This window comes from Sphaerisporangium aureirubrum, assembly GCF_042658925.1.
Lineage (GTDB): Bacteria > Actinomycetota > Actinomycetes > Streptosporangiales > Streptosporangiaceae > Sphaerisporangium > Sphaerisporangium aureirubrum.
This window is the reverse complement of sequence record NZ_JBHSRF010000029.1, coordinates 14,774-36,939: the sequence shown is the minus strand read 5'-3', so window position 1 is coordinate 36,939 and position 22,166 is coordinate 14,774. Positions and strand designations below refer to the sequence as shown.

Here is a 22,166-nt window from a genome sequence, read left to right as displayed (position 1 = left end):
GCGAGCGGGAGCGGAGGGCACAGTGAAGATCACCGGCGTCGAGACGTTCCTCGTGCCTCCCCGGTGGCTGTTCTGCCGGGTGGCGACCGACGAGGGGATCATCGGCTGGGGCGAGCCGGTCGTGGAGGGGCGCGCGGAGACGGTCCGCGCGGCCGTCCACACGCTCGCCGAGTACCTCGTCGGGCAGGACCCGCTGCGCGTCGAGGATCATTGGCAGGTCATGGCCAAGGGCGGGTTCTACCGCGGCGGCCCGGTGCTCTCCAGCGCCCTGGCCGGGCTGGACCAGGCGCTGTGGGACATCGCGGGCAAGGCGTACGACGCCCCCGTGCACATGCTGCTCGGCGGCCCGGTGCGCTCCCGGGTCCGCATGTACGCCTGGGTGGGCGGCGACGAGCCGGCCCAGCTCGCCGACGGCATCGCCGCCCGGCTGGAGGCCGGGTTCACCGCCGTCAAGATGAACGCCGGCGGGCGCGCGGCCCCGCTCGGGACGGCCGCCGACGTCCGGGAGGTGGTCGGCCGGGTGGCGCTGGCCAGGGACCTGCTCGGCCCCGGCCGGGACGTCGCCGTCGACTTCCACGGCCGCTTCACGGCGGCCGGCGCGCGGCGGATCCTGCCGCTCATCGCCGAGTACCACCCGTTGTTCGCCGAGGAGCCCGTGCTGCCGGACCGGCCGCACGTCCTGCGGGACGTGGTGACCGCGAGCAGTGTCCCCATCGCCACCGGCGAGCGGCTGTACTCGCGCTGGGACTTCCGGCCGGTGCTGGAGGCGGGTGTGGCGGTGGTGCAGCCCGACCTGTCGCACGCGGGCGGGATCTCCGAGACCCGCAGGATCGCCGCGCTCGCCGAGGTGTGGGACGCGTACCTCGCCCCGCACTGCCCGCTCGGCCCCCTCGCGCTCGCCGCCAGCCTGCAGGTCGCCTTCGCCACCCCGAACTTCCTCATCCAGGAACACTCGATCGGCATCCACTACCACCAGGGCGACGACCTGCTCGGCTACGTGCTCGACCCCGAGGTGTTCCGCTTCACCGGCGGCCACGCCTCCCGTCCCACCGGGCCGGGGCTCGGCGTGGAGATCGACGAGGACGCCGTGCGGCGCGCGGACAAGTCGGGGCACGCCTGGCGCAACCCGGTCTGGCGGCACGACGACGGAGGCTTCGCCGAATGGTGACGATGGTCCGCGTCCCGCTGCGTCCCCGTCTCGACCTGGACCACGGCGGCAGATGGACGTCCCTGCACGGCGGAGGCCGCGAGTGGCTGTGGACGCGCCCCGACCCCGCCCGGGGGAGCGTGATTCCCGGTTCGGATTTCGTGGACGCCGGCGGGCTGGAAGAGTGCCTGCCCACGGTCCGTGGCCTGCCCGACCACGGCGACGTGTGGAGCCGTCCCTGGGAGGACTCGGCCGGCGCCGGGCTCGTGCGCGGCGACGGCTTCGAGCTGCTGCGCCGCGTCACCGAGGAGACGGGCGCGGTGGTGGCCGAGTACCGCCTGTCGGCCGACCCCGGGTACGCGTTCGTCTGGGCCGCCCACGCGCTGCTCGACGTCGGCGAGGACGCCCGGCTCCTCGCGCCCGCGGCGACCCCCGCCCGGGTGTACCCCGAGGCCGCGGGGATGCTCGGCCGTCCCTGGCCCTCCGGTGCCCCCTACCTGGAGGGCCCCTGGCCCGCCCCCTTCGGTGTCCCGCTCGACCGGCTCGGGCCGGACGACGGGACGACGGCGGGGGCCGTGCTGCGGTGCGCCGCCGTGCGGGTGGTGGACGGGCCCGACGTCCTCGCGCTGCGCGTGGAGGCGCCGCCGGAGGTGCCGGTGTCCACCGCGCTGTGGCGTAACCTCGGCGGGTTTCCCGCCGGGGCGCCGTACCGCAGCATCGGCGTCGAGCCCATGCTCGGCGCGGTCTTCGACCTGGCCGAGGCGGGTCCGGGGGACGCGGCGGTCGTGCCCCCTTCCGGTGAGTTGACGTGGCGGCTGGTCCTGGCCGCGGAACGGATGAGCGATGGCTGAACTGGATCCGGCGGCACGGCTGCGGGAGAGGCTGGCCGCGCGGCGCCTGCTGGCGATCGTGCGCGGCAAGGACGCCGGGGCGGCGCTGCGCACGGTGGTCGCCCTGGTCGAGGCGGGCGTCGAGCTGGTGGAGGTGTCGCTCGTCACGACGGGCGCGCTGAAGGTCATCCGGGACGCCCGCGCGGCTCTCGGCGACGCGGCTGGGCTCGGCGCCGGGACGGTCCTCACGGCCGCCGACGCGCGGGCGTCCGCCGACGCGGGCGCCTCCTACCTCGTCACCCCCGCCGTCACCGAGGCGGTGGCGGAGGGCGGGCGCCTCGGGCTGCCCGTCCTCGCGGGCGCGTTCACCCCCACCGAGGTGGTGGCCGCGCTCGGCGCCGGAGCCGCCGCCGTCAAGCTGTTCCCCGCCTTCCTCGGCGGCGAGGCGTACCTGCGCGCGCTGCGCGACCCGTTCCCCGGCGTCGCGTTCGTCCCGGTCGGCGGCGTCGGCCCCGCCGAGGCGGCGGCCTACCTGCGTGCCGGGGCCGTGGCGGTCGGCGCCGGATCCCCGCTGGTGGGCGACGCCGCCGACGGCGGCAGCCTCGCGGCCCTCACCGGACGCGTCCGCGCCTTCGAGGCCGCGCTGGGGGGCGCGTCGTGATGGACGTGGCGACCTTCGGGGAAGCGATGGCGGCGGTGCGGGCGGACGGGCCGGTCCGCCTCGGCGGGACGGCGCGGCTGTCGGTCGCGGGGGCCGAGTCCAACGTCGCGATCGGGCTGGCCAGGCTCGGTCACCGGGCCGGGTGGACCGGGCTGGTCGGCGACGACGAGACCGGCGAGCTCGTCCTGCGCACCCTGCGGGCCGAAGGCGTCGACGTGACGCACGCCAGGGTGGGCACCGGCGGCCCGACCGGCCTCATGCTGCTCGAACAGCGGGCCGGCGAGCTGACCAGGGTGATCTACCACCGCGCGGGCTCCGCGGCCTCCTTCCTCACCGCCGCGGACGTGCTACCGGCCCTCGACCCGCCGCCTCGCCTGCTGCACGTCACCGGCATCACCCCCGCCCTCGGCCCCGGCCCCGCCGAGGCCGTCCGCACGGCCGTCCGTTCCGGCGTCCGCGTCTGCCTCGACGTCAACCACCGCTCCCGCCTCTGGGACCGCGCCCGCGCCGCCGCCACCCTCCGCCCCCTGGTTCCCTACCTCGCCGTGGTGGTCGCCTCGGAGGACGAACTAGACCTCATCGGCCCCCCCGAGGCCGCCACCGAACAGGAGCGCGTGGCGTCCCTGCTGGCGGCCGGCGTGACCGAGGTCGTGGTCAAACGCGGCGCCGCCGGCGCGACCGCGTACACCCCCGCCACCACGGCACACCTCCCGGCCCGCCCGGTACGCGTCGCCGACACCGTCGGCGCTGGTGACGCCTTCGTCGCCGGCTACCTGTCGGCCCTGCTCGACGACCTCGACCTCCCGTCCCGCCTAGCCCGCGCCACCACCACAGCGGCCTTCGCCGTCGCCTCCCCCGGCGACTGGGAAGGCCTCCCCACCCGCCGTGAACTCCCCCTCCTCGACACCCCACCCGGCACCACCCTGCGCTGACCCGCCACGGCGGCACTCGTGACGCTCGCGACACGCCCGAGGACAGGCGCCCACGTACGTCGTCTGCGCCTACCCGCGCCGGCCGGTCCCTGGAACCCCGGAAGGCCTGGTGCCCCCGGCGGGGGCACCAGGCCGGGTTCATCTCAGTGGACCATCACGTACGCGCCGAAGGCGAGTACGACGTCCCAGGCGCGGGAGAAGATGATCACTCGGCCGCCGTTGAGGCCGCCGCAGTAGACCGGGTTGCTCTGTGCCGAGGTGATGCCTTGGGCGGCCACATCGTTGAACCAGTTGGTGTAGGAGAAGATCGGGCCTCCGCTGTCTCCCTTCGCCACGGCGCACTCGCCGACCACGCTCTTGGCGCGGACCATGTGCTTGACGTACTGGCCGTTGCTGTAGGTGCCGCTCCAGCCGGTCTCGGTCACCTTGATGAGGCAGTTCTCCCCGAGCGAGGATCCCGAGTTGCACACGAAGTTACCGACGTGCGCCTTCCACAGGGCCACCACCCGGTTGCTGGTGGAGGAGGCGCTGCCGCCGTCGAAGACGTCGGCGGTCGCGTCCGCCTCGACGATGGCGGCGTCCCGGTTGGAGATGCGCCACGTCATCGGCCCCATGTAGTTGGACGCGCTGCCGAAGCCCCCGCCGTCGTAGAACTCGTTCCAGACGTTGCCGCAGTGCGCGGCGGTGAGGAACCCGCGGTTGTCGTACTTGTCCCAGACCGCGAAGCCCGCCGTGCAGCCGGAGCCGGTCTGCTTGTTCCAGGTCCGGCCGCCCGCGTAGTAGCTCGGGACGTCGTCCTGCCTGCTGTAGGAGGGCTCGTACAGCTCCCCCCGACCCAGCGTGACCGGCGCGGTGGCCCCGCTCGGCCGCTGCAACTCGTCCGGGCCGGTGTTCTCCCCGGCGACCGAGAGCCGCACCCCGCTGCCGTCCGGCCGCGGGGCCGCACCGGTCACCTGACCGGACTCGGCCCACCGCTCCGCCTCCTGGAGCAGCTGGGACTGGCTGAAGGCGGCCGGCAGCACCGACACCGGCGCCGCCTGCCGTCCCTCGTCGACGGCGTCCTGCACGGCGCGCGGCACCGGCCCCCGCCAGTACAGGCGCACCTCGTGGTACTCGGGGTCGACCACGACCCCTCCGTACCCCTCGGCGTTCTCGGCGACGGCGAGGACGCGGTCGGCGACCCCGTTCAGCCGGGTCTGCTCGGAGAACAGCGCGTCCCAGCCGGTGAACCCGGCGGGCACCGGCCCGCGCGGTCCCGTGCCGTCCCCGGCCGGTGTCTTGTCCCCCGGAACGCTGCCGGCCTGCCGTGTGAGATCCGGGTCGCCGGCGGCCCCCGCCGTCGCCGCTCCGATGCTCAGGAACGGAACGAGCGCGCACGCGGCGCTCAGGACCGTAAGGCGTAAACGGACTTTCCTCTGCATGGTGTTGCCCCCGTGTCGGTTTGAACGAAAGGCGATTACAGCAGGCCGCACGCGGGGCGTTCCGCGTTAAATTACCCGGACGGTAGGTGCCTTCCACGCTTGTGCGCCGGGAGGGGAAAGGGTGGGAGCGGCGTGAGGATCGTGGTGGACGACCTGTCCGGGGCGCGGATCGCCGAGTTCCTCGGCGAACATCTGGAGGAGATGCGGTCCCTGACTCCACCGGAGAGCGTGCACGCGCTCGACCTGGACGGGCTGCGCGAGCCCGGGGTCACGTTCTGGTCCGTCATGGACGGCGACGCCCTGGTGGGCTGCGGCGCGCTCAAGAGGCTGGACGCGGAACACGCCGAGGTGAAGTCGATGCGGACCACGTCGAGGCGCAAGCGCGGCGGCGTAGCGTCCCTGCTGCTGGAGCACATGCTCGCCGAGGCGGGACGCATGGGATTCCGGCGGCTGAGCCTGGAGACGGGCTCGGCCGAGCCTTTCCTACCCGCCAGGAGGCTGTACGAGAAGTACGGGTTCGAGTACTGCGAGCCGTTCGGGGACTACCGGCTCGATCCCAACAGCGTGTACATGACGCGGGTGCTGTAGAACGGCGTCGCGGCCGGACCACCGGGTCCGGCCGCGACGTGTCTTCGAGCGGGCGTCAGTGGGCGGCTCTCACCTTCACCTTCGCGGTGGTGCCGTAGGCCGAGCCGGCGCCGGTGGCGGTCAGCGTCACGAAGCCGCTCGGGGTGCCCGGGGGGATCGTGGCGGTGAGGGAGACCGTGCCGTGGCGGTCGGCCAGGACGCGGCCCAGGGAGGTGGCGTCCAGGCGGAACTCCACGCTCTCACCCGGGCGGTAGCCGAGGGCGCGGAGCGTGGTGGGGGCGCCGGAGACGACGGAGCCCTGGACGAGGAGGCGGCCGGGGTTCTGGGAGGCGGCGTACTCGGCGCAGACGTCGCCGGGGACGCCGACCTCGGGGGCGGGGGTGCCGTTGGTGACGCCGTCGTCCTCGCGGACGGTGAGGGTGTTGAAGCCCTTGTCACCCATGACGGCGCCGGAGGTGTTGGTGACCGAGACCTTGAAGGAGGTGGACGGGGTGGAGCTCGGGAGGGCGTCGCCGAAGGTGGGGACCTGGACGGGGACGCAGGTCTGGCCGGGGAAGAAGGTCACCTTCCGCATCGTGGCGGCGGCCCGGCCGGTGGCGGAGCCGAAGACGCTGACGTAGGCGGTGACCGGTTGGTGGGTGCGCTCGGAGAGCACGGCGGCGACCGTGGTGGTGCCGGGGGCGGCGCCTTCCTCGGCCCGCGCGGGGACCATGTTCACGGTCGTCTGCTGCGCGGGGGAACGTGCGCCTACGGCGCGGTTCTCGGCCGAGAGGTCGGAGATGTAGACGCCGCCGGGCTCGGCCGCGCCGGTGAACCGCACCTCGCGCAGGTCGCCGGTGTTGAGGCCGGTGAGGGACGAGACGGGGATCGTGACCTGCTGAAGGATCACCTTGCGCAGCCACGGCGAGGTGACGCCGGGCAGGCGGGTGACGGCGACGGGGTTGAGCTTGGACACCGGGGAGGACCAGGTGCGCCTGCCGTCGGTGACGCTGACGACGAGGTCGGTGGCGGTGGCCACGGACTCGTCGGCGGCGATCTTCACCGACAGCTGCTGGTAGCGGCGCACGTTGCGGGCGGCGGGCGGGACGGCCACGCGTACCTGGCCGGTCGCCGAGGTCCACTTCATGTGGAGCATCGGCGAGGACGGGATGTTGAACGCCCACAGCGCCGGCGACCAGTGCGGCAGGGCCGCCTGGTCGAGCGTGGTGGCGCAGAACGGCGCCGTCTGCGGGAGCGCCACGCCGCCGGTGCCGCCCATGCTGGCGCACACCTCGGCGGTGGCGTCGCCGGAGACGCGGACGGCGGGGTCGGGCCGTTCGAAGGTGGCGATGTCCGTGCGGGACCGGGCCGGCAGGGTCGCGGCCGAGGTGATCCGGGCGAACGTCGTCGCCGGCGCGGCGGTGGCCGAGCCGTCGAACAGCGGCAGGAACTGCTTCTCGCCGCCGAGCACCACCCGGAAGAAGCCCGCCATGTAGGTGGCGCCGACCTGCACCTGCTGGGCCGGGGTGAGCCGGGTCGTGGTGGCCGCCGCGGGGTCGCAGACCGGGTCGCCGGCGCCGGGGCCCGAGGTCGACCAGTCGTCGCCGGTGCTCGCGGGCCAGCCGCCGGGCGTCCAGATGGTGTTGAAGAAGTTGTGGTTGGTCCCCATCACCAGGACCGCCGAGCGCAGCACGTCGTCGGCGAAGTTGTGCCGCGAGTCGTCCACGATGTGCTGGCCCATCAGGTTCTCCACGTCGCCGTCGCAGTACGGCAGGATCGTGGCCAGCGCCGCGTTCGGCACCGAGATCCGGTCGTAGTCGACCGGCGCGAGCGGCAGCACCGCCTTGATTCCGTACTGCTTCCACACGGGGAGGGCGTCGTTGAGGGTCGACGCGGCCGTCACGCCCTCACCGCCCCGGGAGTGCCCCATGATGCCGACGTTCCCGAGGTCGAGCCGCCTGACCAGGTCGCGCGGCGCCACGGCGCCGGTGAGTGCCTGGTCGAGGGCGACGTCCCTGCCGGTGAACGCGTCGTGGTAGACGACACGCTGGCCCGCGTCTGCCTTCTTCAGCATGTCCAGGGTGTCGAGGATCAGCTGTCCCCGGGCCTGGGCGCCGTAGTCGGCGGCGAGCTGGTTGTCGTTGGCGTTGACGGCGTTGGCCGAGATGGAGACGACGGCGTATCCGTTGCTCGCCAGGGCGCGGGCGGGGGCGTCGTAGCCGAGGTAGCTCGGGATGGTGAAGCGCTGCGCGGTGCTGTCCGAGGTGGCGCGGCAGGGCCACCGGGCCGGGTTGGCGGGGCCCGAGCCGTAGCAGGAGGAGTGCCGGCCGTGCAGGAAGATCACGACGGGCTTCTCGCCCCGGCCGTCCGGCAGGTAGATCTTGCCGGTCATCTCGCCGCGGATGCCGCCGATGTTGAGCAGCGGGATCGCCTGGTCGCCGAAGTCGTAGACGGCTTCCGAGACGCGGTAGGGGCCGGGGGTGGAGGGATCGGTCCGCAGCACCTCGGGGGCGACGTCGGGCATGGAGTGCCCCCGGCCGCGGGCGGCCGACGGCGCGACGGACGTGTCCGGTACGGCGTCGGTGGTCACCGACGTGGCGTCCGCCACGGAGGGGTCGGTGGTGACCAGGGAGAGGGACTTGCCGTCCTCGGATTCGGTCGCCGGGCCGAGGATCCTGCCGTCGGCCGAGAGCGTCGGGGCGCTCGCGGTGACGGGGAGTTCCCCGGCGAGGTCGAGGGTGACCCGGAAACCACCCGCGACACGGGTGACGTGCCAGCCGGGGCCGGAGGCCACCTCGTCGGCGGGGGGCTCGGCGGAGGCGGTCGCGGGGATGAGGGTGGCGGGGAGGCAGGCGAGCGCGAGTACCGCGGCGAGGTGTCTCGCGCGGCGGGGGAGTTCGAACAAGAGGGGGCCTTACTCACAGGGGGCTGTGTCACCCGTCGGCCGTCGTGGGGCTTGTGACGACTGTCGAGCGATTCGCACCGTATGCCCGGCTTGTGAACTCCAGCGGGCGATCTTGTTACCGGCCTGTTCCAGGCCGCCCCCGCCCGTTGTTGGGACGGCGATCCCGCCGCGACACCCTCGACGTGCCGCGGCGGTCAAGGTCGCGCGACGTGCCGCGGCGGTTAGGGTCGCGCGAGGTGCCGCGGCGGTTCAGGTCGCGCGAGGTGCCGCGGCGGTTCAGGTCGCGCGACGCGTCGCCCGGCTGGGACGGCGCGACGTGACGTCCCGCGCCCCGGCGACCACGGCCTGGCCGAGGCTGATCCCGCCGTCGTTCGGGGGGACCCGCCGGTGCGTCAGCACCCGGAAGCCGGCCGTGCGCAGGCCGTCGACCGTGCGGCCGAGCAGCAGCAGATTCTGGAACACCCCGCCGGACAGGGCGGCCGTGGAGAGGCCGCAGGCGTCCCTGAGCTCCGCGCAGCGGCGCACGATGACGGCGGCCACGCCGTTGTGGAACCGGGCGGCGATCACCTCGGGGGCGACCCCCGCCAGCAGGTCGTCCGCCGCGGCCCGCACCAGGTCGGCGCCGCGGATCCCCCCGGCGGTCACGGACGCGGCGTAGGCGCCCCGCTCGGCCGGGTCGGCGCGCTGTTCCAGCTCGATCGCGGCCTGGCCCTCGTAGGTGATGGTGTCGCGCGGGCCGATCAGGGCGGACACCGCGTCGAACAGGCGCCCGGCGCTGGAGGTGAGCGGCGAGCCGACGCCGCCGCGCGCCAGGGAGAGCACGTCCTTCCAGCGCTCCTCGTTGCGCCGCGCCACGTCCAGCCCCTCGGGGGGCCGCCCGTCGTACGCGGCGTCGAGGTAGGCGGCGGCCATCCGCCACGGCTGCCTGATCGCGGCGGTGCCGCCGGGCATCGGCACCGGGACGAGATGGCCGGCCCGTTCAAAGGAGGCCAGGCCGGCGAGCAGGAACTCGCCGCCCCAGATGGTGCCGTCCGTGCCGTAGCCGAGGCCGTCGAAGGCCACCCCGATGACCGGCCCCGGCTCGCCGTTGTCGGCCAGGCAGGACGCGATGTGCGCGTGGTGGTGCTGCACGCCGACCAGGTCGACGCCGTCGAGCTCCACGGCGTGCTTGGTGGAGAGGTACTCGGGGTGCAGGTCGTGCGCGACCACCTCGGGCACGATGCCGAACAGCCTGGAGAAGTGCTCGATGCCGTGGGTGAACGACCGCAGGGTCTCGTAGTTCTCCAGGTCGCCGATGTGGTGCGAGACGAAGGCACGCGTGTCCTTGGCCAGGCAGAAGGTGTTCTTCAGCTCCGCGCCGCAGGCCAGCACGGGGCGCGGCACCGCCCAGGCCAGCGTGACGGGCGCGGGCACGTGGCCGCGGGAGCGCCGCAGCACCGACCCGCCGCCGCCGAAGGGCCGCACCACCGAGTCGTCGGTGCGGATGTGGATGGGCCTGTCGTGGGTGAGGAACGCGTCGGCGATCCCCGCCAGCCTGGCGAAGGCGTCGGCGTCCTCGTAGGCGATCGGCTCGTCCGACACGTTCCCGCTGGTCAGCACGATGGGCGCGCCCGTCGCCGCGAGCAGCAGGTGGTGGAGCGGGGTGTAGGGCAGCATCAGCCCGAGGTGCCGGTTCCCCGGCGCCACCGGCGCCGCCACGGGGCCGTCCCCGGCGCGCGGGAGCAGGACGATCGGCCGTCCCGCCCCGGTCAGCAGCGTGGCGGCCAGGTCGCCGACCTCGCACAGCGACCGTGCCTGGTCCAGGCCGGCCACCATCACGGCGAACGGCTTGTCCTCCCGGTGCTTGCGCCGCCGCAGGTCCGCCGCCGCCGTCTCGTCCGACGCCAGGACGGCCAGGTGGTAGCCGCCGAGCCCTTTCACCGCCACCACGCGGCCGTCCATCAGCAGCGCGGCGCACCCCGCGATCGGGTCGCCCGGCAGATCCTCTCCCCGCCCGGACGCCAGCCGCGGCCGCGGGCCGCAGTCGGGGCAGCAGGTGGGCTGGGCGTGGAAACGCCGGTCCGCCGGGTCGTGGTACTCACTCGCGCAGGCCTCGCACATGGCGAACCCGGCCATCGTGGTGAGCGCGCGGTCGTACGGCACGCCCCGCACGATCGTGAACCTCGGGCCGCAGTTGGTGCAGTTGATGAAGGCGTACCCGAATCGCCGATTCCCGGGATCGGCCAGTTCGCGCAGGCAGTCGCCGCAGGTCGCGGTGTCCGGCGAGACCAGCGCCCGCCGTGCCCCCGACCCGTCGCTGCGCACGATCGCGAAGCCGCGGTCCCCCCGCGGCTCCCCCTCCACCACGCGGACCCGCTCGATCCGCGCCAGCGGCGGCGCGTCCCGCCTGAGCGCCGCCAGGAACTCCGCCACCAGCCCCCGGGGCCCCTCGACCTCGGCGAACACCCCGTCCGCGTCGTTGCCCACCACCCCGGCCAGCCCGAGGCCGGTGGCCAGCCCGTACACGAACGGCCGGAACCCGACCCCCTGGACGACCCCCTCCACCCGCACCTCGACGCGTCTCACCCGCCCAGTGTGCGCCGGGCCTCACGCGCCGGGAAGCGACCCGCCCGGAGAAGATCCACGAGCGCCGTGTAGTTTGTGACGCAGTTCACAAAGCTTCGCGAAATATCCAGGCAGGTTCTCCCGGTTAGCACGTGTGTCACGGAAACGGGGATTCTCTCCCCGTTTACCGCGACAGACGAGAGAAGGGAGCACCACCGTGGGCACCGTGAACATGCTCGCCGAGCGGAGCCGTGGTCCCCGGCTGCGGGCGGACGCGTCCCGCAACCGGGAACGCATCGTGGCCGCCGCGCGCGAGGCGTTCGTGGAGTACGGCGCCGAGGTGACTCTCGACCAGATCGCGCGGCGGGCGGGTGTGGGCAACGCCACCATCTACCGGCACTTCGCCGACCGCTCCGAACTCAACCGTCAGGTGACCCTGGAGGTCATCAACCGAATAGTGGAACTGGCCGAGTCGGCGCTCGACGAGCGGCCGGACGCGTTCGAGGCGCTGCGGTACTTCGTGCACGGCGCCGCCGCCGAGCGCATCGGGGCCCTCTGCCCGATGTCGTCCGACGGCTGGGAGACGATCGCGGCGGAGCTCGAAGAGAAACGCGACCGGCTCGCACGGGCCGTGGAAGCGATCATGGACCGGGGGCGCGGCGAGGGCCTGTTGCGTCCGGACGTCTCCTCCGGAGACATCATGATCGCGATCACCCAGCTCACCCGGCCATTACCGGGCATGGGATGCCTGCACCTCGAAAGGTTCTTCGACCGTCATCTGGAGCTGTTCCTCGACGGCCTCCGCGCCCCGGCGCGCTCGGTCCTGCCAGGAGCCGGCGCGACCTTCGCGGATCTCCAGCGCCCCCACTGACCCATCACCCCGCCGACGCCTGAGTTCCGTCCCCGAACACTTCGTCATCAGGTCCCTCCGGCCTGCTGATTTTCCTCTCCGCACCGTTAGTGAGTAGACGCATGCCTGAAACAGCCCAGGTCCTTCCGGACCCCCGGCGCTGGAAAGCCCTCGCATTCATCGCCATAGCTCAGCTGATGGTCGTGCTCGACGCGACGATCGTGAACATCGCCCTGCCGTCCGCGCAGGCGGACCTCGGCATCTCCGACGCCAACCGCCAGTGGGTGATCACCGCCTACGCGCTGGCGTTCGGCGGGCTCCTGCTGTTCGGCGGCCGCATCGCGGACATCTGGGGCCGCAAGCGCGCCTTCACCGCCGGCCTGATCGGCTTCGCCGTGGCGTCCGCCATCGGCGGCGTCGCGGTCAACGAGGCGATGCTCCTCGGCGCCCGCGCGCTCCAGGGCGCGTTCGGCGCGCTGCTGGCGCCGGCCGCCCTGTCACTGCTCGCCGTGACGTTCACCGAGGCCCGCGAACGGGCCAAGGCGTTCGGCGTCTACGGCGCCATCGCGGGCGGCGGCAGCGCCGTCGGCCTGATCCTCGGCGGCTTCCTCACCGAGTACCTCGACTGGCGCTGGACGTTCTACGTGAACATCCCGTTCGCCGCCGTCGCCGTCGTCGGCGCCTACCTCGTCGTCCGCGAACCCGCCGGGGGCCGCAACGCCCGCGGCCTCGACATCCCCGGCGTCGTGCTGGCCACCCTCGGCCTGGTCTCGCTGGTCTACGCGTTCACCCGCGCCGAGTCCGACGGCTGGACCGCGGGCGCGACCATCGGCCTGTTCGTCGCGGCGGCCGTGCTCCTGGTCGCGTTCGTGCTGGTCGAGAGCAAGGTGCGGTCGCCGCTGCTGCCGCTGCGCGTGGTGATGGACCGCAGCCGCGGCGGCGTGTACCTGGCGCTGGGGCTGGCCATCATCGCGATGTTCGGCCTGTTCCTGTTCCTGACCTACTACCTTCAGGTCGTCAAGGGATACACGCCGGTGCAGGCCGGCTTCGCCTTCATGCCGATGGTCGCCGGCATGATCATCGGCTCGACGCAGATCGGCGCCCGGCTGATGACCCGCGTCTCGCCGCGGCTGCTGATGGCGCCGGGCTTCCTGCTCGCCGCGCTCGGCATGCTCATCCTGACCCAGATGGCGACCGACAGCTCGTACGTCGGGCTGGTGCTGCCCGCGCAGGTCCTGCTCGGCCTCGGCATGGGCACCGCGTTCATGCCGGCGATGAGCCTGGCCACGTTCGGCGTCGAGCCGCGCGACGCGGGTGTGGCGTCCGCCATGGTCAACACCTCGCAGCAGGTGGGTGGCGCCATCGGCACCGCGCTGCTCAACACCATCGCCGCCAGCGCGGCCACCGCCTGGGCCACCTCGCACGCCGCCGAGGCACCCACCCTCGGCAAGGTCGCCTTCGCCAACCAGACGGCGGTGCACGGCTACGCCACCGCGATCTGGTGGGCGGTCGGCATCCTGGTGCTGTCCACGATCATCGTGATCACACTCATCGACGCCGGCCACCAGGGCGGCGCCCCCGCCGTCGCGTCCGGCCAAGACGGCGAAGAGGAAGCACCGGCGATCCCGGTGCTCGCCCACTGACCCGCCCCTGAACGCCCGGGCCCGCGCCTCCACCCGGAGGCGCGGGCCTTCGCGCGTCCGAACCTATCTGAATGCTTCACAGCGGTTCGAAGATTCTCGCCGGGCGGACACGTGACGCCCCGCGACGGCTGCGATCGTGTGAGAACGGAAACTCCGGGCCGGGGCCGGGTTAGGGTCGACGGATGGATTGGTCGGCCTATGGAGTGTTCGTCACCTTCGCGGTGATCGTGGTGCTGCTGCCCGGCGCCGACTTCGCGGTGGTCGTCGGGAACACGTTGTCCGGCGGCCGGCGCCGGGGCAGCTGGTCGGCGATCGGTGTGACCAGCTCCAACATGGTCCAGGGCGCCGCGGGCGCCGCCGGGCTCGGCGCGCTGATCGCGGGCGCGCAGCCGGTGCTGCAGGTGGTCAAGTGGGCGGGCGTGCTGTACCTGCTCTACCTCGGCGCACGGACCGTCCGCTCGGCGGTACGCGGCCGCTACGCGCCGCTGTCCGGCGACGGCGGCGACGGCGCCGCACTGGGCGGCTGGCGCCAGGGCTTCCTGTCCAACATCACCAACCCGAAGGTCCTGATGTTCTACCTGGCCGTCCTCCCCCAGTTCCTCCCGCACGGCGCCGGCCTGCCCGTACTCCTCCTCTTCGCCGTCACCCACGCCCTCCTGTCCCTGACCTACCTACTCCTCCTCACCACCCTCCTGCACCGCATCCGCCCGCTCCTGACCCGCCGCCCGGTCCGCCAAGCCCTCGACGCCGCCACCGGCCTGGCCCTGCTCGCCTTCGGAGCCCGCCTGGCCACCGAGCGCGTCTGAGCAGGCATCACCGCAGCACCAGCATGATCACCTGCGCCCCGAAGTGATGCGGGGAGATGGTGGCCCGCCGCGCGAAACAGGCCGTGGCGATCTCCGGAAGATAGTCGCCGACCAGCTCCGGCGAGAGCCCCCGCCGCAACCACACGACCAGCACCACCCCCTCATCCGAGACCGTGGTCGCGAGCACAAGCGGCAGCCGCCCCTTCCTCGTCCGCATCGCGGTGTCCAGACAGACCCCCTGAAACCGATGCCGCACCACCAATGCCCGTCCCCGGCCGACGATCCACCGCCGCAGAGCGGGCGTCCCCACACAGGCCAGCCCCACCCCACCGATCGCGGCCACCACCGTCCCCTGCGCCTGCGCGATGGTCGTCCAGTACCCGACCGCCAGCGCGACGCAAAGCAGTGCGACTTCCACCCGCCACCGCAAGCCCACCCCCAGCAGCGCGAGCGGCCCCGTCGCACGGGGAATCGGCGGGTGACTACGCGGATGCCCGGCGCCGCCGATGAAACCCCCGCACCGGCGGGAGACCACCTCCCCGGTCGAACTCGTCCCGGAGGCCCTCCACCGGCTCCTCCCGCTCCTCCTGCGCGCGGGTGACCCGCAGCCCGTCGAAGCGTGGGTCCCGGTAGACGCGTCCACCGAACCGCGTCCTGCTGATCCGCCACCCCATGGCGCGCGCGGTGCGATCCTGCCTCGCCCAGATCGCCAGGTCGGCATCGAGGAGCAGGGTCTTGAAATGCCCGCGCACGTTGTTACTCTCGGTCATACGGCACTCGTCCCTCTGGATCGGATGGACAACGGCTGAAGCTCAGGGCCGGGCCGGCGGGTGACAGCCGCCGGCCCGCTCGCTTTTCGCGCGAGGCGCGCCGCTCAGGCGTAGAAGGATTCAGCGCAGCTAAGGCGGGTGGGCGCCGGCGATCTCACGACGCCCCTGTGACCGTGTCACCGCCGGATGTCTCATCTTGGCTGCTTTCCTGCCCCGCTTCGGCTGGTGGGGCTAGCCTCAGAATGAGTGACAGGGATGCCCGCTGCAATTCCCGCTGGGAACTTTTCCGGGACTCCCGCCGGGATAGTTTTCGGGCTTCCCGGCAAGGATTGCGAATCACCCGTGCCGGGTATCACAGATGAATGTGAGAGGAGGCGGCCGGTGGCCCGGGAACCCAGTCCCACCGTCTGCCGACGAAGGCTGGCCGCCGAATTGCGCCGCTTCAGGGAAGACGCCCGGCTGAACGGCGTCCAGGTGGCCAAGCAACTCAAATGGTCGACCTCGAAGATCTCCCGCCTGGAGACCGGCCAGATTCTTCCGCAGCGCGGCGACGTCGAATCCCTGCTGCGCCGCTACGCCGTGGACGGTGAGACGGCCGAGCGCCTGCTGACCCTGACGGAGATCGCTCAGCACAAGGGTTGGTGGGAGGACTACGCCGACATCCTCTCCGAGACGCTGCTGACCTTCATCGGGCTGGAGGCCGGCGCCGCCGAGGTCCGCAGCTGGCAGTCGACGGTGGTGCCCGGCCTGCTGCAGACCAGCGACTACGCCCGCGCCGGGGCCAGCATCCTGATGCCGTTGGAGGCGATCTCCCCCGGCGAGGTCGAGCGGCGTACCCGCCTGCGGCTCGGACGCCAGCAGCTGCTCACGGCCGAGGATCCGCTGGTCTACGACACGGTGATCGACGAGGCCGTTCTCCTGCGCAGGTACGGGGACGAGGGCGTGATGCGCGACCAGCTGCATCACCTGCTCAAACTGACCGAGTCGCCGACCATCACGATCCGCGTGCTGCGCCTGAAGGGCCCGCACCCCGCCGACTGGAGCAGTTTCCTCCACATGAGATTTCCGGCCGTGGACGGCCTCGGCGCCCTCTATGAGGACGTCGTCTACACCGAGGCCTACAGCGCGCAGGTACTGGAGGAACGCGAGGAGATCACGCACCGGTACGCCCGGATATTCGACCTTCTGGCCGAGGCGGCGCTGGGCGAGGACGAGTCACGGGAGCTGATCGCGGACCTGGCGGACGCCATAGAGTGTTAAAAGCCGTGAGCGGCCGGGAATAGGTAGACTGCCGCTAAAGAGGAGATGTGCATGGGTGTCCCGATTGCTCCTCCGACCGTATGGCGTAAAAGCAGCTATAGCCTCTTAAACGGCGAGTGCGTCGAGGTGCGGTTCATCGGGCGTGGGCACGTGTGCATTCGAGACTCGAAGGTCCCCGCCGGCCCCTTTCTGATGTGCGCGTCCGGCGACTGGACGGCCCTGGTCCGCGCCGTTCAGGACGGGGTCTGGCAGTAAGGGACGAGAGAAACTTTCAGGCGCCGAACCGGCCGTCGCGAACACCTGCGACGAAGGCACGCCACGCGGTGGGCGTGCACGTGATGACGGGGCCCGTCTGACGCTTGGAGTCACGCACGAGAATGGCGCCGTCCGAGACCGTGGCGCACTCGAGGCATTCCCCGTTGCTGGAACTGAAACTGCTCTTCATCCAGGAAAGAGCCGCTCCCACCTCGATGCCAATACCGAACTCGGACACCGTGTCTCCATATCTCGCGGACTACGCCCGGACAGAGACACCGGAGCGGCGAGGACCATCATGCCCGACCACGGGCCGCCCGACTGCGGGATTGATCGAACAATGATCACAATCTTGTCAACGCGATAGGCGGCGTCAGGCTTTGCGGATGTCGAGAGCCTCGGCGGCGGTTTCCAGAGCGCCGAGGTGGTCGTCGACGGTGTGGAGGCCGGCTTTCATCATGTTGAGGGCTATGTGGGTGGCGCCGGCGGATTGCCACTGGTGGGACAGGGTGCGTAGGGCTTCGGGGTCGCCGGTCCAGGCGAGGCGGCCTTCCATGCCCAGCGTGGCGGGGTCGCGGCCGGCCTCGGTGGCCGATCGGTGGATGATCGACTTGGCTTCTTCCAACTCGGGGCCGGGGGGCATCTGGGGGAACCAGCCGTCGGCGAGGCGGCCGGTGCGGCGGTAGGCGGCGGGGGAGTGGGCGCCGAACCATATGGGGATGGGGCGCTGGACGGGGAGGGGGGCCAGGCCGGCGGCGGTGACGTGGTGGTAGGTGCCGTCGAAGGTGACGACCGGTTCGGTCCACAGGCGGCGGAGCAGGTCCACCTGTTCCTCGATGCGCTTGCCGCGGGTGGTGAAGTCCTCGCCGAGGGCCTCGTACTCGACGTGGTTCCAGCCGAGGCCGACGCCGAGCCGGAAGCGGCCGCCGGTGAGGATGTCCACCTCGGCCGCCTGCTTGGCCACCAGGACCGCCTGGCGCTGGGGCAGGATGATGATGCTGGTGACCAGTTCCAGAGAGGTCAGCGCGGCCAGGAAGCCGAACATGACGAAGGGCTCGTGGAACGTCGAGCGCACGTCGTAGGGGCCGCTCCAGCCCTTGTGGACGTCCGGGTCGGCGCCGATGACGTGGTCGTAGGCCATGATGTGCCGGTAGCCGAGGCCTTCGACGCCCTGGGCGTAGGCGCGCAGGGCACCCGCGTCGTCGCCGCCGATCTCGGTCTGGGGAAAGACGACACCGATCTGCATCTTTGCTCCTCGGAACTTTCACGTGGACTCGCTGATCATCATTCCGTGTCCGGCGCTGCTCAACCATGCGGAGCGGTCCCGTGTGCGCGTGCCGCGCGGGAGGCGGACGCGGGCGGCGGTTGGCGGGGGAAGACATCGGTGCTTTGATACTTTCGCTGACGGCCCGTAAATTTTCGGGGTCGAGGCGGCGAGGGTGATTCCACTGCCGGCGTGATACGCGGAGGAGACGGCGTGCCACGATCTGATCCGCAGGAAAGCTTCGAGAGCGGGACGTCCGGGGTGTCCCGCCGAGGATTCATGGGAACGGTGGCCGCCGGGGTCACGGCCACCTCGCTCGGCCTCACCACCGCGGGCGAGGCCCAGGCGGCGCGGGACGACGCGCTCGTGGACGTCGTGCTGGAGGTCAACGGCGACAAGTCGGCGCTGCGCCTGGACCCCCGGGTGACGCTGCTGGACGCGCTGCGCGAACGGCTCGCGGTCACCGGCCCCAAGAAGGGGTGCGACCGGGGGCAGTGCGGGGCGTGCACGGTGCACGTGGGCGGGCGCCCCGTGCTGGCGTGTCTCACGCTGGCCGCCGCGGTGGCGCACGAGGTCACCACCGTCGAGGGCGTCGCCAGGGACGGCGTGCTGCACCCGGTGCAGCAGGCGTTCATCGACCAGGACGCGTTCCAGTGCGGCTTCTGCACGTCGGGCCAGATCATGTCGGCGATCGCGTGCGCGCGCGACCGCGGCGTCAGGAGCGACGACGAGATCCGGGAGTTCATGTCCGGCAACATCTGCCGCTGCGGGGCGTACTCCAACATCACAGCGGCGGTGAAGCAGGCCAAGGGTGGGGGCGGCTGATGCGCGCGTTCACGTTCGCCGCGCCCGCGTCGGTCGAGGCGGCCGTCGGCGGCGACGGGCAGACGGCGTTCCTGGCCGGCGGCACCACGCTGGTCGACCTGATGAAGCTGGAGGTCCTCACCCCGTCGCGCGTGCTGGACATCAACGCGCTGCCGCTGCGGGGCATCGAGGCAGGACGGGACGGCCTGCGCCTCGGGGCGCTGGAGCGGATGAGCGACATCGCGGCGGACCGCGCGGTGGCCGAGCGCTATCCCGTCATCGCCGAGGCGCTGCTGCTCAGCGCGTCCCAGCAGATACGCAACATGGCCAGCATCGGTGGCAACCTGCTGCAACGCACCCGCTGCGGCTACTTCCGCGACGTCACCTCCCCGTGCAACAGGCGCGAGCCGGGCAGCGGCTGCCCCGCCGTCGACGGCGCGAACCGCATGCACGCCATCCTCGGCACCAGCGACTCCTGCGTGGCGACCCACGCCAGCGACGTCGCGGTCGCGCTGGTCGCCCTGGACGCCGCGGTCCGGCTGCGCGACGCCACGGGCACGCGCACGGTGCGGCTCGCCGACTTCTACCGGCAGCCCGGCGCGACCCCGCAGGTGGAGAACGTCCTGCGGCCGGGGGAACTGGTCACCGACGTGCTGGTGCCCGCGCTGCCGTGGGCCCGCCGGTCGGCGTACCTGAAGATCCGGGACCGGCAGTCCTACGAGTTCGCGCTCTGCTCGGCCGCCGTGGCGCTGGACGTGCGGGGCGGCCGGATCGCCGACGCCCGGGTCGCGGTGGGCGGGGTGGGCACCGTGCCGTGGCGGCTGCCCGCCGTGGAGGCCGCGCTGCGCGGCAGGCCGCCCCGCAGGCAGACCTTCGAGACCGCCGCCGACCAGGCGGTGCGCGGCGCCCGGCCGTTGCCGCACAACGCCTTCAAGACGGTCCTGCTGAAGCGCACGCTCGTCCGCGCGCTGCTGCGCCTGGAGGCAGGGACATGAGCACGTCGCCGCTCGGCGCCTCGCTGAACCGCATCGACGGGCGCCTGAAGGTCACCGGGTCCGCGACGTACGCCGCGGACGTCAACCCCGGGCGCCTGGCCTACGGGTACATGGTGACCAGCACCCGCGCCAACGCCACCCTCGAATCCATGGACGTCGCCGAGGCGCGCCGTTCGCCGGGCGTGCTGGCCGTCTACACCCCGTTCGAGCCACTGAAGATCATCGTGCCGTACGGGCCGTTCCGCACCACCTGGGCGCCGCTCCAGGACCGCGAGGTGCACTACCGCGGGCAGCCGATCGGGTTCGTGGTGGCCGAGACCTTCGAGCAGGCGCGGGACGCCGCGATGACGGTCCGCGCGCAGTACCGGGAGAGACCGCCGGTGACCTCCCTGGAGGACGGCATCCCGGGCGCCGCCACGCCGCCGCGGGTGGACGGCGAACCGGCCGTGCTCACCTTCCTCGAGGACGGCGTGGCCACCATCGAGGAGGCGCTGGCAGCCGCCGAGCGCGTGGTCACCGCCACCTACACCACCGTGCCGCAGGGCCACTCCGCGATGGAGCCCCACTCGGCGGTGGCCGACTGGAAGGACGGCGCCCTCACCGTCTACAGCGGCAACCAGGGAGCGAGCCTGCAGGCCGCCGACCTGGCGGGCGCGCTCGGCGTCGAGGTGGGGAAGGTCCGCGCCATCAACCCCTTCGTGGGCGGCGCCTTCGGCGGCAAGGTCGCCACCTACCCGCCCACGCTGCTGGCCGCCGTCGCCTCCCGCGCGCTCGGGCGCCCGGTCAAGGCCGTGCTGAGCCGCGAGCAGAACTTCGCGATGACCGCCACCCGCCCGGCCACGGTGCAGAAGGTCACGCTCGGCGCTCGCCGGGACGGCACGCTCACCGCGCTGCGGCACGACGCGTGGTCCAGCTCCAGCGTGATCCTGCCCGGCAGCGAGGCCTCCGCCCACCACAGCTCACGCAGCTGGTACGCGGCGGCCAACATCGGCATCAGCCAGAAGATCGTCTCGCTGAACGTCCCGCCGACCACCATCATGCGGGCCCCGGGCGAGGCCACCGGCGGCTGGGCCCTGGAGACGGCGATGGACGAGCTGGCCGTCGAGCTCGGTGTGGACCCTATCGCGCTGCGCATGAAGAACTACGCGACCCGCTACCTCGGGCGCGACGTCCCCTACTCCAGCAAGCACCTGGACGAGTGCTACTCCACGGGTGCCCGCCGGTTCGGCTGGGACCGGCGCCTCACCACGCCGCGGGCGCGGCTGGACGGCGAGTGGTACGTCGGCATGGGCATGGCCACCGCGATCTACCCGGCTTACCGGTTCCCGGCCTCGATGATGGTGCGGATGCACGCCGACGGCAGCGCCACGGTCTCCGGCAGCACCGGCGACCCGGGCACCGGCATGTGGACGGTGCTGTCCATCATGGGCGCCGAGACCCTCGGGCTGCCGATCCACCGGGTGCGCGGCAACCTCGGTGACTCCACGCTCACCCCCGGCGGCTTCGTCGCGGCGTCGTCCAGCACCGCGAGCGTCGGCTCGGCCATCATGGCCGCCGCCGAGCTGGTCAAGCGCGAGCTGGTCGAGCTTGCGATCACCGACACCAGGTCGCCGTTCCACGGCCGCCCCGCTGAGGACGTCCGCTACCAGAACGGCGACCTCCTCTCCGGCGGCCGCCGCCTGGGCTTCGCCACGCTGCTGCGCACGCTGGGGCTGACGGGCGTCGAGGCCGTCGGCTCGTCGGCGCAGGGCCCCGAGGCCCGCGACCACGCCTTCGCGTCGTTCGGCGCGCAGTTCTGCGAGGTCCGGGTCAACCGGTGGACCATGGAGCCCCGGGTGACGCGGATGCTCGCCGTCATGGACGCCGGCACGATCGTCAACGCCAAGACCGCGCGCAGCCAGATCATCGGCGGCATGGTCTGGGGCCTGTCCGCCGCCCTGCACGAGGGCCTGGACGTCGAGCGGGACGGCCGCCTGGCCAACGGCAACCTCGCCGAGTACCTGCTCCCGGTGAACGCCGACGTCCGCGAGATCGACGCCCATTTCCTGGACCACCCCGACCTGACGTTCAACCCCGTCGGGGCGCGCGGCATCGGGGAGATCGGCGTCGTGGGCATGGCGGCGGCCGTCGGCAACGCGATCTTCAACGCCACGGGCAAACGCCTGCGCGCCCTGCCGATGACCATCGAGGCACTGCTCGCCTGACGTGGACGCTCCCGTGACGGTGGACGAGCTGTTGGCTACGCGGGGCGGAGCGCCTCCGGATGGGAGCCGCCGTAAATCATTCGACGGCCTCAGGACGGCGCTGGCAGCATGGGCGGTGATGTCACGAGCGTAGAGATATGTCGATCAGCAGGGGACGGCCCCCCGGAGCCTCAGGCCCGGTGTGGAGGGCGTCGCCCTGTGCCTCGCTGTGCGCCGGCGGCGGCGCGGCCGGACGGCCGCGTGCCGCCCCATCTGGACGACGGGGGTTCCGCCGAGACCGGAACCTGATCGATGTGCGGGCGTCGCGG

The 22,166-nt window shown here is 72.5% G+C and carries 20 protein-coding genes; 13 read left to right on the top strand and 7 right to left on the bottom strand.

Features of this window, described 5'->3' with window-relative positions; all coding sequences use genetic code 11:
• Positions 1-22 precede the first annotated feature (22 nt).
• Genes dgoD through ACFP1K_RS20210 form a run of 4 tightly spaced genes read left to right on the top strand, consistent with a single transcriptional unit; the run spans position 23 to position 3,570 of the window.
• A complete protein-coding gene (dgoD, locus tag ACFP1K_RS20225; RefSeq protein ID WP_380755540.1) occupies positions 23-1,168 on the top strand; it encodes a galactonate dehydratase in 1,146 nt (381 codons plus the stop codon).
• A complete protein-coding gene (locus tag ACFP1K_RS20220) occupies positions 1,162-1,998 on the top strand; it encodes a hypothetical protein (protein ID WP_380755536.1) in 837 nt (278 codons plus the stop codon). The genes dgoD and ACFP1K_RS20220 overlap by 7 nt, the downstream gene beginning before the upstream one ends.
• Positions 1,991-2,638 (top strand): bifunctional 4-hydroxy-2-oxoglutarate aldolase/2-dehydro-3-deoxy-phosphogluconate aldolase, encoded by a 648-nt coding sequence (locus tag ACFP1K_RS20215; protein WP_380755531.1) that lies wholly within the window; start codon positions 1,991-1,993, stop codon positions 2,636-2,638. Before ACFP1K_RS20220 ends, ACFP1K_RS20215 begins: the two co-directional genes overlap by 8 nt.
• Positions 2,638-3,570, top strand: a complete 933-nt coding sequence (locus ACFP1K_RS20210; RefSeq protein ID WP_380755527.1) for a sugar kinase — start codon at positions 2,638-2,640, stop codon at positions 3,568-3,570. Before ACFP1K_RS20215 ends, ACFP1K_RS20210 begins: the two co-directional genes overlap by 1 nt.
• A gap of 143 nt (positions 3,571-3,713) precedes the next feature.
• On the opposite strand, the gene ACFP1K_RS20205 is transcribed toward ACFP1K_RS20210, so the two are convergent.
• Positions 3,714-4,991 carry a S1 family peptidase gene (locus tag ACFP1K_RS20205; protein WP_380755525.1) on the bottom strand — a complete coding sequence of 426 codons (1,278 nt, stop codon included), beginning with the start codon at positions 4,989-4,991 and terminating at the stop codon, positions 3,714-3,716.
• 132 nt (positions 4,992-5,123) lie between these two features.
• On the opposite strand from ACFP1K_RS20205, the gene ACFP1K_RS20200 reads away from it, so the two are divergent.
• Positions 5,124-5,579, top strand: coding sequence for a GNAT family N-acetyltransferase (locus ACFP1K_RS20200; RefSeq protein ID WP_380755523.1), 456 nt, complete (start codon positions 5,124-5,126; stop codon positions 5,577-5,579).
• A gap of 55 nt (positions 5,580-5,634) precedes the next feature.
• On the opposite strand, the gene ACFP1K_RS20195 is transcribed toward ACFP1K_RS20200, so the two are convergent.
• Complete coding sequence (locus ACFP1K_RS20195) at positions 5,635-8,463, bottom strand: hypothetical protein (RefSeq protein ID WP_380755521.1); 2,829 nt, start codon at positions 8,461-8,463, stop codon at positions 5,635-5,637.
• 276 nt (positions 8,464-8,739) lie between these two features.
• Positions 8,740-11,028, bottom strand: a complete 2,289-nt coding sequence (gene hypF / locus ACFP1K_RS20190; RefSeq protein WP_380755519.1) for a carbamoyltransferase HypF — start codon at positions 11,026-11,028, stop codon at positions 8,740-8,742.
• A gap of 196 nt (positions 11,029-11,224) precedes the next feature.
• Here hypF and ACFP1K_RS20185 point away from each other — a divergent pair, with 196 nt between their 5' ends.
• The 3 genes from ACFP1K_RS20185 (at position 11,225) to ACFP1K_RS20175 (ending at position 14,306) form a co-directional block, all read left to right on the top strand.
• Positions 11,225-11,878: a TetR/AcrR family transcriptional regulator gene (locus ACFP1K_RS20185; protein WP_380755517.1), complete on the top strand. Its 654-nt coding sequence runs from the start codon at positions 11,225-11,227 to the stop codon at positions 11,876-11,878.
• 101 nt (positions 11,879-11,979) lie between these two features.
• A complete protein-coding gene (locus ACFP1K_RS20180; RefSeq protein WP_380755515.1) occupies positions 11,980-13,500 on the top strand; it encodes an MFS transporter in 1,521 nt (506 codons plus the stop codon).
• A 182-nt stretch (positions 13,501-13,682) separates the two neighbouring features.
• On the top strand, positions 13,683-14,306 hold the full coding sequence (locus ACFP1K_RS20175; RefSeq protein ID WP_380755513.1) for a LysE family translocator: 624 nt from the start codon (positions 13,683-13,685) through the stop codon (positions 14,304-14,306).
• A 7-nt stretch (positions 14,307-14,313) separates the two neighbouring features.
• Here the strand turns inward: ACFP1K_RS20175 and ACFP1K_RS20170 are convergent, their stop codons facing one another.
• Both ACFP1K_RS20170 and ACFP1K_RS20165 read right to left on the bottom strand, forming a co-directional pair.
• A complete protein-coding gene (locus ACFP1K_RS20170; protein ID WP_380755511.1) occupies positions 14,314-14,724 on the bottom strand; it encodes a hypothetical protein in 411 nt (136 codons plus the stop codon).
• A 64-nt stretch (positions 14,725-14,788) separates the two neighbouring features.
• On the bottom strand, positions 14,789-15,076 hold the full coding sequence (locus ACFP1K_RS20165) for a hypothetical protein (RefSeq protein WP_380755509.1): 288 nt from the start codon (positions 15,074-15,076) through the stop codon (positions 14,789-14,791).
• Between the two features lie 381 nt (positions 15,077-15,457).
• On the opposite strand from ACFP1K_RS20165, the gene ACFP1K_RS20160 reads away from it, so the two are divergent.
• Complete coding sequence (locus ACFP1K_RS20160; protein ID WP_380755507.1) at positions 15,458-16,336, top strand: helix-turn-helix domain-containing protein; 879 nt, start codon at positions 15,458-15,460, stop codon at positions 16,334-16,336.
• A gap of 45 nt (positions 16,337-16,381) precedes the next feature.
• The gene (locus tag ACFP1K_RS20155) at positions 16,382-16,591 is read left to right on the top strand and encodes a DUF397 domain-containing protein (RefSeq protein WP_380755505.1); all 210 of its coding nucleotides are present in this window, start codon (positions 16,382-16,384) and stop codon (positions 16,589-16,591) included.
• A 16-nt stretch (positions 16,592-16,607) separates the two neighbouring features.
• On the opposite strand, the gene ACFP1K_RS20150 is transcribed toward ACFP1K_RS20155, so the two are convergent.
• Together ACFP1K_RS20150 and ACFP1K_RS20145 are read right to left on the bottom strand one after the other, a co-directional pair.
• The gene (locus ACFP1K_RS20150) at positions 16,608-16,829 is read right to left on the bottom strand and encodes a DUF397 domain-containing protein (protein WP_380755503.1); all 222 of its coding nucleotides are present in this window, start codon (positions 16,827-16,829) and stop codon (positions 16,608-16,610) included.
• 135 nt (positions 16,830-16,964) lie between these two features.
• Positions 16,965-17,837, bottom strand: coding sequence for an LLM class F420-dependent oxidoreductase (locus ACFP1K_RS20145; RefSeq protein WP_380755501.1), 873 nt, complete (start codon positions 17,835-17,837; stop codon positions 16,965-16,967).
• Positions 17,838-18,134: 297 nt separating this feature from the next.
• Between ACFP1K_RS20145 and ACFP1K_RS20140 the strand changes: the two genes are divergently transcribed.
• The 3 genes from ACFP1K_RS20140 to ACFP1K_RS20130 are packed head-to-tail and all read left to right on the top strand — an operon-like array spanning position 18,135 to position 21,858.
• Positions 18,135-18,680: a (2Fe-2S)-binding protein gene (locus tag ACFP1K_RS20140; protein WP_380755634.1), complete on the top strand. Its 546-nt coding sequence runs from the start codon at positions 18,135-18,137 to the stop codon at positions 18,678-18,680.
• Positions 18,680-19,654, top strand: coding sequence for an FAD binding domain-containing protein (locus ACFP1K_RS20135; RefSeq protein WP_380755499.1), 975 nt, complete (start codon positions 18,680-18,682; stop codon positions 19,652-19,654). The genes ACFP1K_RS20140 and ACFP1K_RS20135 overlap by 1 nt, the downstream gene beginning before the upstream one ends.
• The gene (locus ACFP1K_RS20130; RefSeq protein ID WP_380755497.1) at positions 19,651-21,858 is read left to right on the top strand and encodes a xanthine dehydrogenase family protein molybdopterin-binding subunit; all 2,208 of its coding nucleotides are present in this window, start codon (positions 19,651-19,653) and stop codon (positions 21,856-21,858) included. Before ACFP1K_RS20135 ends, ACFP1K_RS20130 begins: the two co-directional genes overlap by 4 nt.
• Positions 21,859-22,166 lie beyond the last annotated feature (308 nt).

Coding starts and splice junctions, on each gene's coding strand:
- ACFP1K_RS20130 (WP_380755497.1), top strand. CDS start 19,651: ATGAGCACGTCGCCGCTCGGCGCCTCGCTGAACCGCATCGACGGGCGC.
- ACFP1K_RS20135 (WP_380755499.1), top strand. CDS start 18,680: ATGCGCGCGTTCACGTTCGCCGCGCCCGCGTCGGTCGAGGCGGCCGTC.
- ACFP1K_RS20140 (WP_380755634.1), top strand. CDS start 18,135: ATGGGAACGGTGGCCGCCGGGGTCACGGCCACCTCGCTCGGCCTCACC.
- ACFP1K_RS20215 (WP_380755531.1), top strand. CDS start 1,991: ATGGCTGAACTGGATCCGGCGGCACGGCTGCGGGAGAGGCTGGCCGCG.
- ACFP1K_RS20210 (WP_380755527.1), top strand. CDS start 2,638: ATGGACGTGGCGACCTTCGGGGAAGCGATGGCGGCGGTGCGGGCGGAC.
- ACFP1K_RS20180 (WP_380755515.1), top strand. CDS start 11,980: ATGCCTGAAACAGCCCAGGTCCTTCCGGACCCCCGGCGCTGGAAAGCC.
- ACFP1K_RS20155 (WP_380755505.1), top strand. CDS start 16,382: ATGTGCATGGGTGTCCCGATTGCTCCTCCGACCGTATGGCGTAAAAGC.
- ACFP1K_RS20175 (WP_380755513.1), top strand. CDS start 13,683: ATGGATTGGTCGGCCTATGGAGTGTTCGTCACCTTCGCGGTGATCGTG.
- ACFP1K_RS20165 (WP_380755509.1), bottom strand. CDS start 15,076: ATGACCGAGAGTAACAACGTGCGCGGGCATTTCAAGACCCTGCTCCTC.
- ACFP1K_RS20205 (WP_380755525.1), bottom strand. CDS start 4,991: ATGCAGAGGAAAGTCCGTTTACGCCTTACGGTCCTGAGCGCCGCGTGC.
- ACFP1K_RS20220 (WP_380755536.1), top strand. CDS start 1,162: ATGGTGACGATGGTCCGCGTCCCGCTGCGTCCCCGTCTCGACCTGGAC.
- ACFP1K_RS20145 (WP_380755501.1), bottom strand. CDS start 17,837: ATGCAGATCGGTGTCGTCTTTCCCCAGACCGAGATCGGCGGCGACGAC.